This window comes from Arthrobacter sp. NicSoilB8, assembly GCF_019977355.1.
Taxonomy (GTDB): domain Bacteria; phylum Actinomycetota; class Actinomycetes; order Actinomycetales; family Micrococcaceae; genus Arthrobacter.
In genome coordinates this window covers 2,310,758-2,325,331 of sequence record NZ_AP024655.1, presented here as the reverse complement: position 1 = coordinate 2,325,331, position 14,574 = coordinate 2,310,758, and the positions used below count along the sequence as shown (strand labels likewise).

The following is a 14,574-nucleotide window of genomic DNA, read 5'->3' as shown; positions in this document are numbered from 1 at the left end:
TCCCCTGAACGTCCGCCGCTAACCGACGTTCCCGAACCGGCTCGCCCCGTGGCGTACATGGGCTTCGATCGCCTCAGCGGCTGCCACGGCTCCTCCGGCGTTGCGGACGATATTGCTCATCGCGGCAACGTTCCGCCAGACCCCGGCATCAGTGTGGAGCGAGTCCACGGCAGCCCGCAGTGCCTCCGGTGCGACATCCTCCGCGGCTAAGTGCCGGCCAAGGCCCAGTTCCTCGAGCCGGCGGGCGGTGGCCGCCTGCTCCGGCTGCTGCGGCACGGCCAGCATGGGGACGGCGTAATAGAGCGCCTCCATGGTCGAATTCATGCCGGCGTGGGTGATGAACACAGCCGCCTGGCGGAGGACCTGGAGTTGCGGGAAGAACGGCCGGATCCGGACGTTGGACGGAATGGTCCCGAGCTCGGCCATGCTGGTCTGTTCCCCGACGGCCATGGCGACGTCCCAATCGCTCCCGCCGAAGGCGTCCAGGCACATTTTGAAGAAGTCCGGCTGGCGGTTCAACGGCGTGGTACCGAGCGATATGAACAGCAGCGGGCCCGTTCGCTCACGGGTCCACTCGCCGTCGATGTCCCTGCCGCCCACGCTCGGCCCGACAAACCGGAACCGGTCATCGAATGTCTCCCCCTTGGGCTGGAACTCGCGGGGAATGAACACGATGTTGAAAGGTGCCGGCGGACCGTCGAACATCCGTGGGGTCCGCACCCCCTGCTCGGCCGCGAACTCCGCGAGCAGCCGGCCCATGGCCATCCTGACCTTGGCCATATCATCCGCGCTTCCGGGGGGCGGGGCAGGCATGAGTGACCGCAGCGAGAAATGTTCGTTCGTGGCGTAGGTGGGCATGAGGGCGATGGGCGGGGCGCCGATCTTCTCTGCGGCCATGCTGCCGCTGAGCGTCATCGCGTCGAAGCAGACAGCATCCGGCGGGTCTTGCCGCAGGCGATCCACCAGCGCGGGAAAGCTGGACCGGATGTCCTCGAAGACCTGATTCATAACGGGCAGCATCAGGTTTGCCTGCGCCCGCTGGCCGGGGCCCAGGCCGGGCAGTGATGCCAGCCAGTTGCCGCCGGAGGCGAGGAAGTCCGCGCCCGCGTTGCGGATCCGCGGTTCGAAGTCGGCCGACGTGAAGTACGTGACGCGGTGCCCCCGGCGGACGAGTTCCGCCACCAGTGGCAGTGTCGGGTTCACGTGTCCGTAGGCGGGAATGGAGACGAACGCGAAATGCATGGCCATCACTCTTCATCGCCGGGCTGAGATCACGCTTGATTGACCACTTGGCCGGCGTCCCGCGTGCCTGGCGTTCCGCCGGCGTCGCCCACCTTCATCATGCCCCCGTTGTCCGGGCGGCGCGAGTGCCCGGCCGACGGCGTGGGGCCGGGTTCCGGCCTCAGCCGCGGGGCTTGGTCCGGGCCGTCGCGGGGGCGGTCCACGGGTCTTCGGGCCAGGGATGCTTGGGGTAACGGCCCCGCATTTCCGCCCGGACCTGCGCATAAGGGCCGGACCAGAACGATGCGAGGTCATCCGTCACTGCCACGGGCCGGCGGGCCGGCGAGAGCAGGTGGAACAGCACAGGCACGCGCCGGTCGGCGAGCCGCGGCGTCTCGGCCCAGCCAAAGCACTCCTGCAGTTTCACGGCGACCACCGGCCGGCCGGTGGTGTCCTCCGCGTCCGGGTAGTCAATCCGGATCCGTGACCCGCTGGGGACCGCCAGCTGCTCCGGTGCCAGTTCCCCCAGGCGGGCCGCCTCGGGCCACGGGAGGAGACGGCTGAGCGGGCCGGCGAGGTCGATCCCGCCGGTGGATGCGCCTCCCGCCAGGGCGGCGAGCTCCGGGGCCAGCCACTCGTCCAGCCGGGCCAGCAGCGCCGGTTCGGAGACGTCCGGCCAGGGCGCGCCCAGCTCCCGGTGCAGAAGGGCAAGACGGCGGCGCAAGGCTCCCGCCGACGCCGACCATCCGATGGTCGCCAACCCCTCGCGTGCCAGGGTGCGGGCCACTGCCGCACGGCCTTCCTCCGCGGTGGGCCTTACCGGGGTGGAGGAAAGCACGATCGCTCCCAGCCGGCGCTCCCGCCGGGCTGAGACCCGGCCGTGGCCGAACCGTGCCTCCAGCGTTTCGCTCAGGAGGTGGCGTGCGGCGGCTTCGGCGGTGTCCGCCGTCAGCGGAGCCGCTGAGCGGATGACGGCGCCGGTCCCCGCGGCGTCGCGACCCTGCGCGCGTGATACTTCGGCCACGGCCAGCCACTCGTGCCCTGACAGGGGGCTGCCGGCCGGCAGTCCGGCCCGCGTGCCGGAGGTAAGCAGGTAACGTTCCGGTCCGTCACCGGGCACGCGGCGCGCCACGCGGTCCGGGAAAGCCAGGGCGACAACGAAGCCGGTCGCCTCCGCGGCGCCCACGCTTCCGGCAGCCGCGGACAGTGCGACGCCGGACGACTCCTGGCGGGCGATCCCCTCCATCCGCCGGACGTCCTCCGTCCAGCGCCGCGACCCGGGATCCCTGCCCGACTTCAGTGCGGTCATCAGGCGCGTGAGGTCTGCGCCCGGGGCGCGCTGGTCTCCAGAGACGAGCGCGACAGCCTCGGCCGCAGTGCGGTGGCCCGCCGTCGCGGCGCCGTCGAGCAGGGCGCGGGCGAGCCGGGGGTCCGTCGGGACCCGGGCCAGGATTTTGCCCAGCCCGGTCGCGTGGCCGTCCTGTGTCACGGCGCCAAGCTCCCGCAGCACTTCGACGGCCTCGTCCATTGCGGCCTGGGGCGGCGCGTCCGGCAGGGCCAGCCCCCGGCCGCCGGGGGCACCCCAACACGCCAGGACCAAGGCGGCGCCGGTAAGGTCTGCCGCCGCGATCTCCGGAGTCTGGTGGGCCGGCGCCGCGCCGAAGGCCCTCTCGTCATAGCAGCGGACCACGGTACCCGGCCCCTGGCGGGCCGCACGGCCGGCACGCTGTTCCGCGGACGCCCGCGAGCAGGACGCTGTCACGAGTCCGGACATACCGCGGCTGGAGTCGCGCCGCGGCTCGCGCGAGAGCCCGGAGTCGATGACCAGCCGGACGCCCGGGACGGTGAGGGAGGACTCGGCGAGCGCGGTGGAGACGATGATCCGGGCGGTCGCGCCGGGGCTGCGCCCGGAGACGGCCCGGTCTTGCTCCGCCGGGCTTGCCTGCCCGTGGAGTTCCAGGACCTCGGCCTGGCTACGGCTCCGCAGCCGGGCAGCAATGTAGGACACTTCCCATGCGCCGGGGACGAACACGAGTGCGTCAAGGTCCTGTCCGGCAGCCAGTGCGGCGGCGTGAGCCGCCGCCGCCGTGTCGGCCACATGGTCCAGGAACGCCCGGGTCACGCCCCGTTCATCCAGCCGCGGCACCGCCGCGGGGGCCCAGTCCACGTTCAGGGGGAACAGCGCGGAGGGACAGTCGACGACGGGCGCCGGGCCGCCGTCGTCGTCTCCGGCCCCCGCGTCGCCGATCAGCGCGGCGAAGCGGGGCGCGTCGAGGGTCGCCGACATGGCCACCAGCATGAGGTCACCGCGCAGCTGGCGGACTTCGGCGAGCATGCCGATGAGGAGGTCGGTCTCCAGCCCGCGTTCGTGGACCTCGTCGAGGATCACAGCATCGGTGCCTTCAAGTCCCGGGTCAGCGAGGAGGCGGCGCAGCAGGATGCCCGGAGTCACGAACTCAATCACGGTGCCGGGGCCGGTCTGGCGTTCCCCGCGGACGGTGTAGCCCGCACGGTCACCGAGCCGGGTGCCGTCGAGGGCGGCCAGGCGCCGGGCGGCGGAGCGCGCTGCGACGCGGCGTGGCTGGGTGACGACGATCCGCGGACGCCCGGAACTCGAGGCGGCCGCGATGTTGGCGAGCAGCGGCGGTACCAGCGTCGTCTTGCCCGTTCCCGGTGGAGCCTGCACCACCGCGGATGCCCCGGCACCCCTGCCCTGCAGCGCCGCGGCGAGGTCCCCCAGCGAGTCCGCAAAGGTCAGGCCCGCCCCGATGACGCGGAGGTCGAAGAGCCCCTGGCAGAACGCCGGGTCCAGGAGTGCGGTCGCGGAAGTCACCCCTCCATTGTCTCTGCAATTCCTTCCCGGCTGTGCCGGTTGACCAGCACGCCGTCGCCCCCAGGGCATCTATGGGCATCCGGCCGGCCTCCGCCTGGGCGTGAGCCCGGGATTACACGCTCGCACTCAGGAGCGTCCGTCCGCCGGCGACGGCTCGGATTTCGACCCGGCGGATGTCGGCCACCGGGACATTGGTGGTCGCCGTCGGCGCGGCGACCGTCCCCGGTGTTGCCGTCCAGGTAGCCACCTGCGTGGTGCCACCCCGGGAGTCGATGACCACCAGGCCGTACTCTTCCGGTGTACGGGGCCCGCCGGGTCCCGCCCATGACGGGGATTCGGCCGGGGAAATCTTGTACGTGCACTCCCAGTCGATCCGCGTTCCCCACGGCTGCCGGGTCAGGGAGCCCTTCGCAACCAGCGCGCTGTCCACCACAGGGGTGAAGTTCAGAGTCACGTCAGACGTCGCCTGTGTCTGCACGGCCGTCGGGGCGGGGGTCGTGACCGCGACAGCGACCACGCCCGATGCGGCAGCCGCGCCCAGCACCAGTCCGGCAACTGCGAGGCGCGCACGCCGGCGCCCGCGCTGGGCCCTTTTCGCCAGCCCCGGGGGCAACGCGCGCACCGGGCTCTCCCCGTCCGTGCGCCCGAGGGCCTGCGCCTCCTCCGGCGAAAGGGCGGCCAGCAGCGACGGCAGTCCGGCAAGTTCGGCCACGGCCGCCCTGCATCCCGCGCAGCCGGACATGTGCTGCTCGAACTCGTGGCGTTCGGAGGACACCAAGGATCCCAGCACGTAGGCGGCATCCCAGCTGCGGTACTCATCGAATCCGTTGTTGTGGCTCATGGGGTCACGCCTCCCTCCTGCAGAGCCAGCCGCAGCGCCCTCAGCGCATAATGCAGCCGCGACTTCACAGTTCCCTCGGCCAGTTGGAGGCTTTGCGCGATTTCAGCGGTTGTCTCACGCCGGTAGTAAGAGTGGATGATGACTGCCCTGTGCTCGACGGACAATCCGGCCAGGGCATCCGATATGAGCCACTCCTCCAGGATCCTGTCCACCCGGTCGGCCTCTGGGATCTCCGGAAGCTGCTCGGCGCGGGTCTCGTGCCGGCGCCGGGCGCTGCGCCGGTCATCGATGACGAGGTTGCGGGCAACCGTGAAGAGCCAGGCCCGCACCGCCGCCTCCGGGCGCTGCAGAATCGCAGGGTGCTGCCAGGCGCGGATCAAAGTCTCCTGCACGACGTCGTCGGCAAGGGTGCTGTCACCGGTCAGTCTCATGACGAATCGCCATAGCGCCGGGCCGTAGGCCTCGTGCAGCGAACGCAGCAGCTCGGCTTCATGATCGGACATGTCCGCCTCCTAGCCTTTAATACGACGCCGGCACGCTTTCCGTTCACCGCTCCGGGCGGTGTCCGGAAACCGGGCCCGGCGTTGAACCCCGGGGCGGCCGGGACCGTTCTAGGGACAGCCCGGCTGAACACGGCCGGCCTTCCCCGAGGAGTGCACCATGAAGATTTCCCGTCCGGCGTATGCTGCCGCTGCGCTGGGCACGACGCTGTTGCTCGGAGCCTGCTTCGCCGGGAATACGGCGACGCCGGCACCCGCCCCGGTCACCCCGGTGCCCGCGACGGCGAGCCCCTCACCGTCGCCCAAGGACCCCGTGGGCGCTACCCCGCCGCCGCCGGCCGGGCCGGCACCGGTGGTCCCGGCCCAGGTGGTCCCCGTCCCGGTCCCGGCGGCCCCGGTGGCGCGGCCGCCCGTCCCGGCGGTCCCTGCTCCGGCACCGGTAGTGCGGCCGCCCGCCACCGCGCCGCGACGCGTGGTTCCGCCGGCAGCCCCTGCACCGCGCCCCATGATTCCGCCGCCCGCCCGCGCGCCGGGTGGGAACGACCACGATGCCGATAACAACGGAGGGCCCGACGACGGTGACGGCAACAAGTAGGACCATCAGGCCGCTTCGATCGAGCCGCCGAGGGGCACTGTTGGTCGTCGGGCTGCTGGGGGCTACGGCGGTGATGGTCGCCGGCGGCTGCGGTTCCCGGCCTGAGAGCCAGATACCGGCGTCGCCTGCTTCTGAGGCCGGGGCGACGCCGTTCGCCTGGTTCCTCGCCCGCCCGGCCCCGGCAGGGTGGCAGAGCCTGGAGCTTCCCGATGCCACGGCAACGCTGTCCATCCCGCCCGATGCAACCCCGGTACCGGGCGATCCCGGCAGCGTGTCCGCCGTTGTCACCGGACCGAACGGTGAACTCAGAATGTATCTCAACGCTACGCCGCAAGAGGGCGAGGAGTCGCTGTCCAATTGGCCCGGGTTCCGGCTGGCCCACCTGACAGGCGAGAACGCCGCATCAGCGGACCGGCTGTCGGACCGTACCGGAGTGCCGTTCCGGGGAGGCCTCGGTTCGTGCGTGGAGGACACTTACGTGACACGCATTGGCTCGCATGTGTACCGGGAAATAGCCTGCCTCGTTGCAGGAACCCGGGGCGGCAGCGTCCTGGTGGTCGCCGCACCCGCCGGCTCCTGGGACCGTGACAGCGCCGTGCTCGAAGAAGCTGTGGACTCGTACAATGCCGAGTAGGCGCCGGAACGTCAACGACGCCGGCCACCGACCGGATGGATCAGTCAGGTTGGATCTGGCCCGCTGGATTACACCGGTTGGATCACACCGGTTGGCTTAGGCACAGCGAAGACGGGAGACTGGATCAACTCGATCGCGAAAGTGGGAACCACATGATCAATCTCAAACAGGACGCCGACGGCTTCATCCGCATGAACCGGCATTTCCCGGACACGGCGCTCATCAGCATCACGTTTACGGACGGCTCAGAGCAGACATATTCCGGACGCCGGCTCAACGGCGTCTATGACGAGGCCCTGGCCGTCTACCGGACCCGGAACCATTTGGACGCCAAGGGCTATTCGCGGGCACCCAGGAAGACGGTGCACCCCGCCAACAAAATCGAGTTTGTTCCGGTACACGCCGGAATGGCCCCGTAGGGTCGGGGCCCGGCATCCGTCCGGGCGGCCCGGCCATCGCGCCAGAGGTCCAGCCCGAGGGCTTCGGCCGGGGGTTAGGATCCGCCGGGTCAAGCCACTCCGATCGTCCCGTGCGCCGGGCGCCGGAGCGCCCTGGCGCGGATGCGGAGATCGTTGTCGTGCACCCGCCGGTCCACGCCGGGAACCGGTGCCGCGGCTGCCCTGGGCCGCGGCGCGTCTTGAGAGGCCGGCGGCCCCGCCGGACATAAGTCACTGATCAGCCCCATGCCGGCGTATTCACGCACGGCGGTGATGCCGGCCACGGCCGAGGGCTTGTCCGCAAATGCCTTGGAGACGGCCAGTATCGCCCCGTCCGGGGCCCTGAGCCGGAACCTGAAGCAGGCATCGGCGTCAACAAAGAGTTCAAATGTGCCGGCCATGATGATCCTCCCGAAGTGCGGGCTCCGCCCCGGACATCGTTGCCACGGATTGGAAGGGAAAGCTTCGCTGCTGCCCGCTGGTTTGGTTTTCATAGGCTGAACAGATCGTGTCGGCCCGTACTAAAAGTCTCGCTGTGGCCTTGAAACGCTCACAAGGCCGTGCACGTAAATCCTAGGTAAACAGGAGTCAACCGCTTCCTGCGGGGACCCTGCTTGCGCCGGAATCCCTGCACCTGAATCCCGCGCCTCACACCCGTGTCCGCACCGCGTCCGCACCGTGACCGGCACATGGTAGAGCCGGGGGCCGGCACGGTGCCGCCTGTCGCGATTCCGCCTAAACGCGGTTCCGCCTATAGGGGCGGCCAATGGTCGCGGCAGTAGGCCACGCGGCTGGCGCCGGATGATGCTGGCGGGGTGACCCGGTCCCGGTTCGGGGCGACGGCGTCGCTCCGCTCGGAAGACTCCGTCGCAGCCATGCGGCCTGCATCGCCGGGTAGCCAGGTCGTGACTGAATCGTTGGACAACGTACCCCCCATTGTTCTTGGCTGGAGACGCACCGGCTCGAATCACGGACCGCCATGCGCCTTACGCCACCCTAGCCGGGGGACCGACGCGGAAACAGGGACTTAGGACCGTATCCAGGATCATCGTTGCCGCCTAGACCGAGGCGGGCGGACCGCCACAAAGAACGCCACAATGCCTCATCTCCGGCGCACAGCCGGGCGGAAGGATCCTGCGGAAGTGTTTCATCCATTGGAAATTGATGTCCTCGAACCGGACAATTCGAGGCAGTCTAGGGGCAGACCGCGGTCAACAAACAGGAAAGAAGGAACCATGTCCCTCAGCGTTGAGGAAATGAACAAGCAGCTCCCGGTGGCCAATGTGCTGCCCGGCGAAGCCGTTCCGTACTATATGGCGTCGGGCGAAGGTGCCCGCTACGAAATCAACGGCCAGCTCGTCACAGTCATCGCCCGCGCGGCGGATACCGGCGGGATTTTCAGCGCCGCCTACATTTCCGGCGGCATGGGCCCGGAATCGCCGTTCATCAGCCACGCGGTGGAGCACAAGACGCTGTACGTCTTCGACGGCGTCCTGCACGTCTGGCTGCCCGGCGAGAGCCGCATCCTGACGCCCGGGGATTCCGTGGTGATCCCACCCGGGACCCCGCACGCCTACCGGATGGCAAGCCACTACACCCGGTTCCTGAACTGGATGACCCCCGGCGGCGCCGAGTCGTACTACGAGCGCCTCGGCACGCCCATCGATTCGCACGTCCCGCCGGTCCGTCCGGGCCGGAAGCCCAGCCTGCGGGAGTGTGCCGAGGTGGGCGCCGAGTTCGGCATCACGTTTCCCGACGTCGAACGGGTGGCGCCGAGCTTCCGGCAGGATGCCGGTCTGCCGGCCACCCAGAGCCCGTACTTCCTCAGCGCCGGCGAAGGCGAGCGCATGGTCAGCTACCAGACCATGTTCGCCTACCTGTCCCGGCCGGCCAATACCGGATCGAACTACTTCGCCGTCCACACCAAGGGCGCCAAGTCTCCCTACATACCACTGCATTTCCACGAACAGCACACGGAGAACTTCCTCTGCACCGAGGGCCGGATGTGGATCTACGCCAACGGGCGCGAGGTCCTGCTCACCAAAGGCGACTTCCTCCATGCCCCGGCGGGGACCATCCACTCCTTCGCTTTCGATTCCCACAACACGCAGATGGTCGGGTTCCTGACGCCGTCGGTCTTCAACGGCTTCTTCGAGTATTTCAACACGCCGACCGAGGACTACATGTACGCCGAGGGCGGCGCGCCTTATATGGATGTGGAGGGCTTCGGCCGGGCCCAGGCCGAGATGGACCTGACGGTGGTGGGTCCCCCGCCGCAGCGTCGCGCAGCGTTGGACATCTAGCAGCGCTGGACATCTAGGCGCCGGCTAAGAACTCAACTTTTTCAACAGTCAGGGTCCGGACCTCCTCGGAGTTCCGGACCCTGGCTGTTTATTCTGTGGCCGCGTATTCAGTTCCGGGCCTGGCCGGCTCCCTAAAAGCGGCCGGCCTCCTGATGCTGGCGGACCAGCGCGCGGCCGTAGTCGTTGCCGTTGGGCGTGCGCATCACCGTGTGCATGTGAAAGGGCGCGGGGGTGTCATTGCTCAGGAAGACGCCGGTATGGTGATCCAGCTCCAGGACGACGACGGGACTTTGGATCCGGAAGTAGAAGGCATCCTCGAGACCCCAGCCCCCGATCCAGCAGAACCAGGTTTGGCCGTACTGCTCCTGGATTTCCCGGCGGCGTGCTGCCCTCGGCCCGTCCGGCAGGTGGGCGATGAAGTCATCCACCAGCAGGTCAAGTGTGGCGCGTGACCCGGCCGGCATCGACGCCACCCTGATGCCCTCGTACGGGATCACCCGGTTGTCCTGGAAGCACCCCGCCAGGTGCCGCTCATCGCCCGGGTGCATCCGGCCTTCAGGCATGGCGGGGTCCTGCATGTCCTCAAACACCGTGGCGTCACACTGCAGCTGCTCCGGGAGGGATGCCATCAGCTCGCGTGCCAGGGCGATCCGCTCCTTGAGCACTTTCACGCCGCGGTGCGGGCCTGCGTCGATAACATCCGGCTCGGCTCCCAGGAATACCGGTGAGACCACCAGCTGGCTTCCCGCCACGAGGCAATTAAGGGCCACGTGATGGCCGAAAATTTGCCAGCCCCACGGTTCGGTCAGGGACGGGGTACCAAACAGGGCGACGTTGTAGCTGAACTCGTTCATCAGCTCCGGCAGCTGCACCAGATCTCCCAGGAACCCGTTGATCCGCATCAGGTTCCGGACCAGCTCGTAGCCGGCCGGGCTGAGGCTGGCCTCCACCAGTGACAGGGCGGCATCGCGAACCGGGCCGTCCAGTTCGTCGAGCCGGAGCCCGGTGTCGTGCTGCATGAACTCCGGGTTGGCCCAGCTCTGCCATTCCTCCGCGTCCACCGTGTACACGAGCTGTTCGGCCTGGGCGGGCGTGAGGGCGCAGAGCAGCGTCCCGGCAGCCGCCACCATGGCGGCCGCAGGAGCTTCCTCGCCGGGTTCTGCCGGGCCCGCCCGGTACAGGCCGGGGATCACGGTGCCGTCGCTGGTGACACCCACGAACGGCTGCGGGTACAGCGCTTTCCAGCCCTCGATCATGGGCCCGGCGAAGGAGTCCGATCTGGCGGATTCGGCATAGGACCTGGCGTCCAACCCGCGGATCGCCGCCAGCCGGGGATGGTCCGGCGGGTAGAGGAAGTCACGGAACGATTGCTTCGACACGGGAACTCCTGTCATCTACGTCGGAAATTTGTTGGTCGGAAATTTGTTGGTTGGAAATTTGCTGGGTGGAATCCGCTGCTGTGCTTTCAAGCGGCCAGCCGGCGGCTACGCCGATCGCCGCCGCCGCGGCGTCGGGGGCGGTTCCGCGCCAGGCGACGTGCTGGTCCGGCCGGACCAGCACAGCGTCGGCACGCCACAGGTCCGCCATCGGTGTCCCGTCATCTGTTGGCCCGACGGCGGCGACGGTCACCGGAATGCCCTGCCGGGCCGCCGCAGACAGCACCGGCTCATAGGCCTCCCGTGCGGGCACGCCGGCCAGGCTCCCGGCGTCCACTAGCAGGGTGAAGCCGGGGCCGAGAATGTCGTAGAGCGATGTCGAGCGGTCCAGCCAGGCATGCGGCAGCAGTGCGCCGGGGCTGGCCGACGGAACGTACCTGATCGGGTCCTCGGCCGGCACGGGCAACCCGTCCGGGACAACCAGGGGCGAGGAAGGGTAGCCGTAACCCAAGACCAGGCCCAACGAATCGAATTCGCTCAGTTTGATCGAGAGTGCCTCCCTCGCCCGGAGCCGCGCGTCCTCGCCCGGAGCTCCGGCGCTGCGCAGTGCGGGGTCCGCGAAGTGATACGCAAGCGCCTGGCCGTTGGCGGCGGCGTCCCGGATGGTCCGGTCGGCTACCGGGCGCCGCTCCAGTTCGTAGCTCCCGAGGAGTGCCGGACCTCCCCAGCCCTCTATCGCCGCGGCGATTTTCCAGGCCAGGTTGGCGGCGTCGCCGATGCACGTGTTGAAGCCGTGGCCGCCCCACGGCGGGTTCAGGTGCGCGGCGTCGCCGACAAGGTATACGCCGTCGCGGCCATAGCCGGGTGCCAGCAGCATGCGCGCTGTCCAGGGGTCTGTGGCGACAATCTCGAGGTCAACCTCCGGGCCCACGAGCGAACGCACCAGGGCGGTGGCGTCGAAGGACTGCCGCCCGTCCACGCCCTGGATGATGGCCCACCAGGTGCCATCGAGGTCCATCCTGCCCACCATGCCGGCCACGCCCGGTCCCAGAACCCAGTACTGGACGGCGGGATCCAGGGCAATGGCGTTGCCCAGGTCCCGGGAGCGGAAGAGGACGCTGATGTTGGACAGTTCCGCGGAGCCGCCGTCCAATCGGATGCCGAGGCTGCGCCGGACGGCGGAGGATCCGCCGTCGGCGCCGGCCAGAAAGCGGCATTCGACGGCGCGGCGGCGTCCGGTGCTGTCGGAGACCGACACCCGGGCGTGGGAAAGGTTCTGGCTGGAACCAGGGTCGCCATAATCGTGGCCGTAATCAACGTCGCCAACGCTGAGCCCGGTCAGCAGGGTAACCAGCGGGGATGCTGCCACGGCGTCCCGGAGGACGGTTTCCATCACGGGCTGCGGTACCTGCTGCCCGCACTCGGGCTGTTGTTCGTAGCGGCCGGGAACCAATTGGAAAGCCTGGCGGAACCGGGTGATTTCCCGGCCGGCGTCCCCCGTCAGCCCCGAGCAGAAGATAACGTCCTGGGCGTAGGAAACAGGCAGGGGCGCCGCGTTCCGCAGGGTGTCCGCGAGGCCCAGCCGGCGCAGGTGCGTCATGGTGCGCGCGTTGGTGGTCTTCGCCCGCGGCCTGTGCGGATCGATTGACGTCCGGGGTTCGATCACGATGCTGGGGATGCCGTGCCGGGCGAGGTCCAGGGACAGGAACAGCCCACTGGGGCCGCCGCCGGCAACCAGGACCGGGACGTCCTCCGGCAGGTCGTCCAGGGAGGCGTTCTCTGTGGCGGTCATCAGGCCCTCGCCCTGAGGCCCGGCGCGCCGATTGGAGTGGTCAGGGTCCCCAGCCGGTCGATTTCCACCTCTACCGTGTCGCCGGGCTGCAGCAGACACTGCGGGGTCCGGGCATAGCCCACGCCTTCAGGGGTGCCGGTGGCGATGACGTCGCCGGGATGCAGGGTAAGGATCTGGCTGATCAGCGCGATGATGGCCGGGACGGAGAAAATCATGTCCCGCGTGTTGCCGTTCTGGACTTCGGCGCCGTTCACCCGGGTCCGGACGTGCAGGCCGTCGCGCAGGTCCCCCACCTCGTCACGGCCGACCAGCGGGCCCATCGGCCCGGTGAAGTCGCCGTTCTTGCCAAGGGTCCACTGCGACGTGAGTTTCTGGGCCCGGCGGGCGGTGAGGTCATTGAACGTGGAGTAGCCGAAGACCGAGTCTGCGGCCGTGGCCTCGTCGGCGGATTCCACGCGCTGGCCGATGTAGGCGGCCACCTCACCTTCCCAGTCCAGTCCGTCTTCGCCCGCGGGTACGGGGACCGGCACGTTTCCCACCGACAGGGAGGCCGTCCAGCGCCCGAACAGTGTGGGGTAGGGAGGCAGTTCCTGGTCCTTGTAGCTGCCTTCCGCGGCGTGCGCCTTGTAGTTCAGGCCGACGCAGATCACCCGGGCCGAGGCCGGCACCAGCGGGACCTCGGTGACGTCGGCGCGCTCCAGCGCGTCCCCGGAGTCATCCGTCAGCGCGCCGGGAGAGAGGGAGAGCGCTTTCTCCTGCCAACCGGCGGCATCGGCCCAGAAGTCCGGAACCGGGGCCAGCGGGATCACCCGTGAGCCGAGGAGGGCAGCCGCCCATGCGCCGCCGTCGTGATTGATGCCTATGTACTGCATGTGGTTGGCCTTTCTGGTGCCGCCCGCAGGGGCGGGGTGGTAGGTGGGCACGGCAATTTGGGGCCCTGTGCAGGTGTCTGTGGGCCGATTGTTGGTGTGCTGTTGTGGAGTGCCCGGTCAGGTCGCCGGGGCTCCCGGGTGCCGGGATTGCCGGAGGAAGAAAGAGACGGTCGCCGCCATCGCCTTGTCGGCCGCGGCCTGGCTGTGGTCCGGGAGGATCCACATGTGGTCTGCATCCTCAATCAGGAGAAGTTCGACGGCGGCGCCGGCACCTTTCAGCGCGGCAGCCAGCGACGCTGACTGGGCGGGCGGAACGAAGCGGTCGGCGGTTCCGTGGGCCAGGAAGAACGGAGGCGCCGAACGGCTGGCATAGCTGATGGGGCTTGCCGCCGCCGCCTTCGCCGGCTCGTGGGCCAGCACGGCACCGACAAGGAGTTCCTCGCGGGATCCCGGATCGTCGGCCCGGGCGACGGCTGCGGGGAGGGCCTGTTCGGCCATTCTGGCCAGGTCCGTGGGCGGGTACCAGGCTGCCACCGCGGCGACGGCAGCGTCAGCACTGGCAGCGTCTGTACCGGCAGTGTCTGCACCGGCGGCGCCGGCATTGGCCGTGAGACCCACCAGGGCGGCGAGATGGCCGCCCGCGGAGTCGCCCCACGCGTAGATCCGGTCCGGGTCCACGTTGTAGTCGGCGGCATGGTTCCGCAGCCAGCGGACGGCGGCCTTCGCGTCGTGCAGCTGCGCCGGGAAGTGCGCCTCCTGGCTGAGCCGGTAGTCGGCCGACACCACCACGAATCCGGCGTCAGTGAGCTTTTCGAAGGCGCCGATGCCGGATCCGTCCAGGACCGGGCCCAGGGAAGACCGCTCCCCCGCACGCCAGCCGCCGCCGTGGAAATGGACCACCGCCGGGCGGGGAGCCGCCCCGCCTTCAGGACCGGGAAGGTAGAGGTCCAGCAGCAGCGGGCGGGAGCCGTCGTGGCCCGTGCGGGCGAATTCGATGCCGCTCAGCACCCGACTTTCCGTCATCGTCGACTCCATCCGTTTCCTGTGCCGGTTCACATGATGTCCCCGTTCACTTGGCGCGCCGGTACGCCCGACGCGCCTATTGGCTTGTGCGCCGGTTCCGTGATGCCCGGCGTCTCCCCTAAGACTGTCGGAACGCCGGACCGGCGC

General features: G+C 69.4%; 13 protein-coding genes. 4 read left to right on the top strand and 9 right to left on the bottom strand.

The annotated features are described in order from the left end of the window. Window positions 1-18: 18 nt before the first annotated feature. From LDO15_RS10420 to LDO15_RS10405, 4 genes are all read right to left on the bottom strand, one after another. Window positions 19-1,242 (bottom strand): macrolide family glycosyltransferase, encoded by a 1,224-nt coding sequence (locus LDO15_RS10420; protein WP_223986767.1) that lies wholly within the window; start codon window positions 1,240-1,242, stop codon window positions 19-21. Window positions 1,243-1,402: 160 nt separating this feature from the next. After that, a complete protein-coding gene (gene hrpB / locus LDO15_RS10415; RefSeq protein WP_223986765.1) occupies window positions 1,403-4,054 on the bottom strand; it encodes an ATP-dependent helicase HrpB in 2,652 nt (883 codons plus the stop codon). 112 nt (window positions 4,055-4,166) lie between these two features. Continuing rightward, window positions 4,167-4,895, bottom strand: coding sequence for a zf-HC2 domain-containing protein (locus LDO15_RS10410; RefSeq protein WP_223986763.1), 729 nt, complete (start codon window positions 4,893-4,895; stop codon window positions 4,167-4,169). Further along, complete coding sequence (locus LDO15_RS10405; protein ID WP_223986761.1) at window positions 4,892-5,398, bottom strand: sigma-70 family RNA polymerase sigma factor; 507 nt, start codon at window positions 5,396-5,398, stop codon at window positions 4,892-4,894. The genes LDO15_RS10410 and LDO15_RS10405 overlap by 4 nt, the downstream gene beginning before the upstream one ends. A 157-nt stretch (window positions 5,399-5,555) precedes the next feature. Here LDO15_RS10405 and LDO15_RS10400 point away from each other — a divergent pair, with 157 nt between their 5' ends. The 3 genes from LDO15_RS10400 (at window position 5,556) to LDO15_RS10390 (ending at window position 7,043) form a co-directional block, all read left to right on the top strand. Continuing rightward, window positions 5,556-5,990: a hypothetical protein gene (locus LDO15_RS10400; RefSeq protein WP_223986758.1), complete on the top strand. Its 435-nt coding sequence runs from the start codon at window positions 5,556-5,558 to the stop codon at window positions 5,988-5,990. A 40-nt stretch (window positions 5,991-6,030) separates the two neighbouring features. Further along, window positions 6,031-6,624, top strand: a complete 594-nt coding sequence (locus LDO15_RS10395) for a hypothetical protein (protein WP_223986755.1) — start codon at window positions 6,031-6,033, stop codon at window positions 6,622-6,624. 152 nt (window positions 6,625-6,776) lie between these two features. Next, window positions 6,777-7,043 (top strand): hypothetical protein, encoded by a 267-nt coding sequence (locus LDO15_RS10390; protein ID WP_223986752.1) that lies wholly within the window; start codon window positions 6,777-6,779, stop codon window positions 7,041-7,043. 89 nt (window positions 7,044-7,132) lie between these two features. On the opposite strand, the gene LDO15_RS10385 is transcribed toward LDO15_RS10390, so the two are convergent. Further along, window positions 7,133-7,462, bottom strand: a complete 330-nt coding sequence (locus tag LDO15_RS10385) for a DUF1508 domain-containing protein (RefSeq protein ID WP_223986749.1) — start codon at window positions 7,460-7,462, stop codon at window positions 7,133-7,135. 834 nt (window positions 7,463-8,296) lie between these two features. Between LDO15_RS10385 and LDO15_RS10380 the strand changes: the two genes are divergently transcribed. Beyond that, a complete protein-coding gene (locus tag LDO15_RS10380) occupies window positions 8,297-9,364 on the top strand; it encodes a quercetin 2,3-dioxygenase (RefSeq protein WP_223986746.1) in 1,068 nt (355 codons plus the stop codon). Between the two features lie 131 nt (window positions 9,365-9,495). Here LDO15_RS10380 and LDO15_RS10375 read toward each other — a convergent pair whose 3' ends face one another. The 4 genes from LDO15_RS10375 to LDO15_RS10360 all read right to left on the bottom strand — a co-directional run bounded on the left by LDO15_RS10375 (window position 9,496) and on the right by LDO15_RS10360 (window position 14,427). Further along, entirely contained in the window at window positions 9,496-10,743 is a 1,248-nt protein-coding gene (locus tag LDO15_RS10375; RefSeq protein WP_223986743.1) for a DUF3500 domain-containing protein, read from the bottom strand. Beyond that, complete coding sequence (locus LDO15_RS10370; protein ID WP_223986739.1) at window positions 10,721-12,532, bottom strand: FAD-dependent monooxygenase; 1,812 nt, start codon at window positions 12,530-12,532, stop codon at window positions 10,721-10,723. The genes LDO15_RS10375 and LDO15_RS10370 overlap by 23 nt, the downstream gene beginning before the upstream one ends. Beyond that, window positions 12,532-13,404 carry a fumarylacetoacetate hydrolase family protein gene (locus LDO15_RS10365; RefSeq protein ID WP_223986736.1) on the bottom strand — a complete coding sequence of 291 codons (873 nt, stop codon included), beginning with the start codon at window positions 13,402-13,404 and terminating at the stop codon, window positions 12,532-12,534. The genes LDO15_RS10370 and LDO15_RS10365 overlap by 1 nt, the downstream gene beginning before the upstream one ends. A 117-nt stretch (window positions 13,405-13,521) precedes the next feature. Next, window positions 13,522-14,427 (bottom strand): alpha/beta hydrolase, encoded by a 906-nt coding sequence (locus tag LDO15_RS10360; protein WP_223986733.1) that lies wholly within the window; start codon window positions 14,425-14,427, stop codon window positions 13,522-13,524. Window positions 14,428-14,574: the final 147 nt, after the last annotated feature.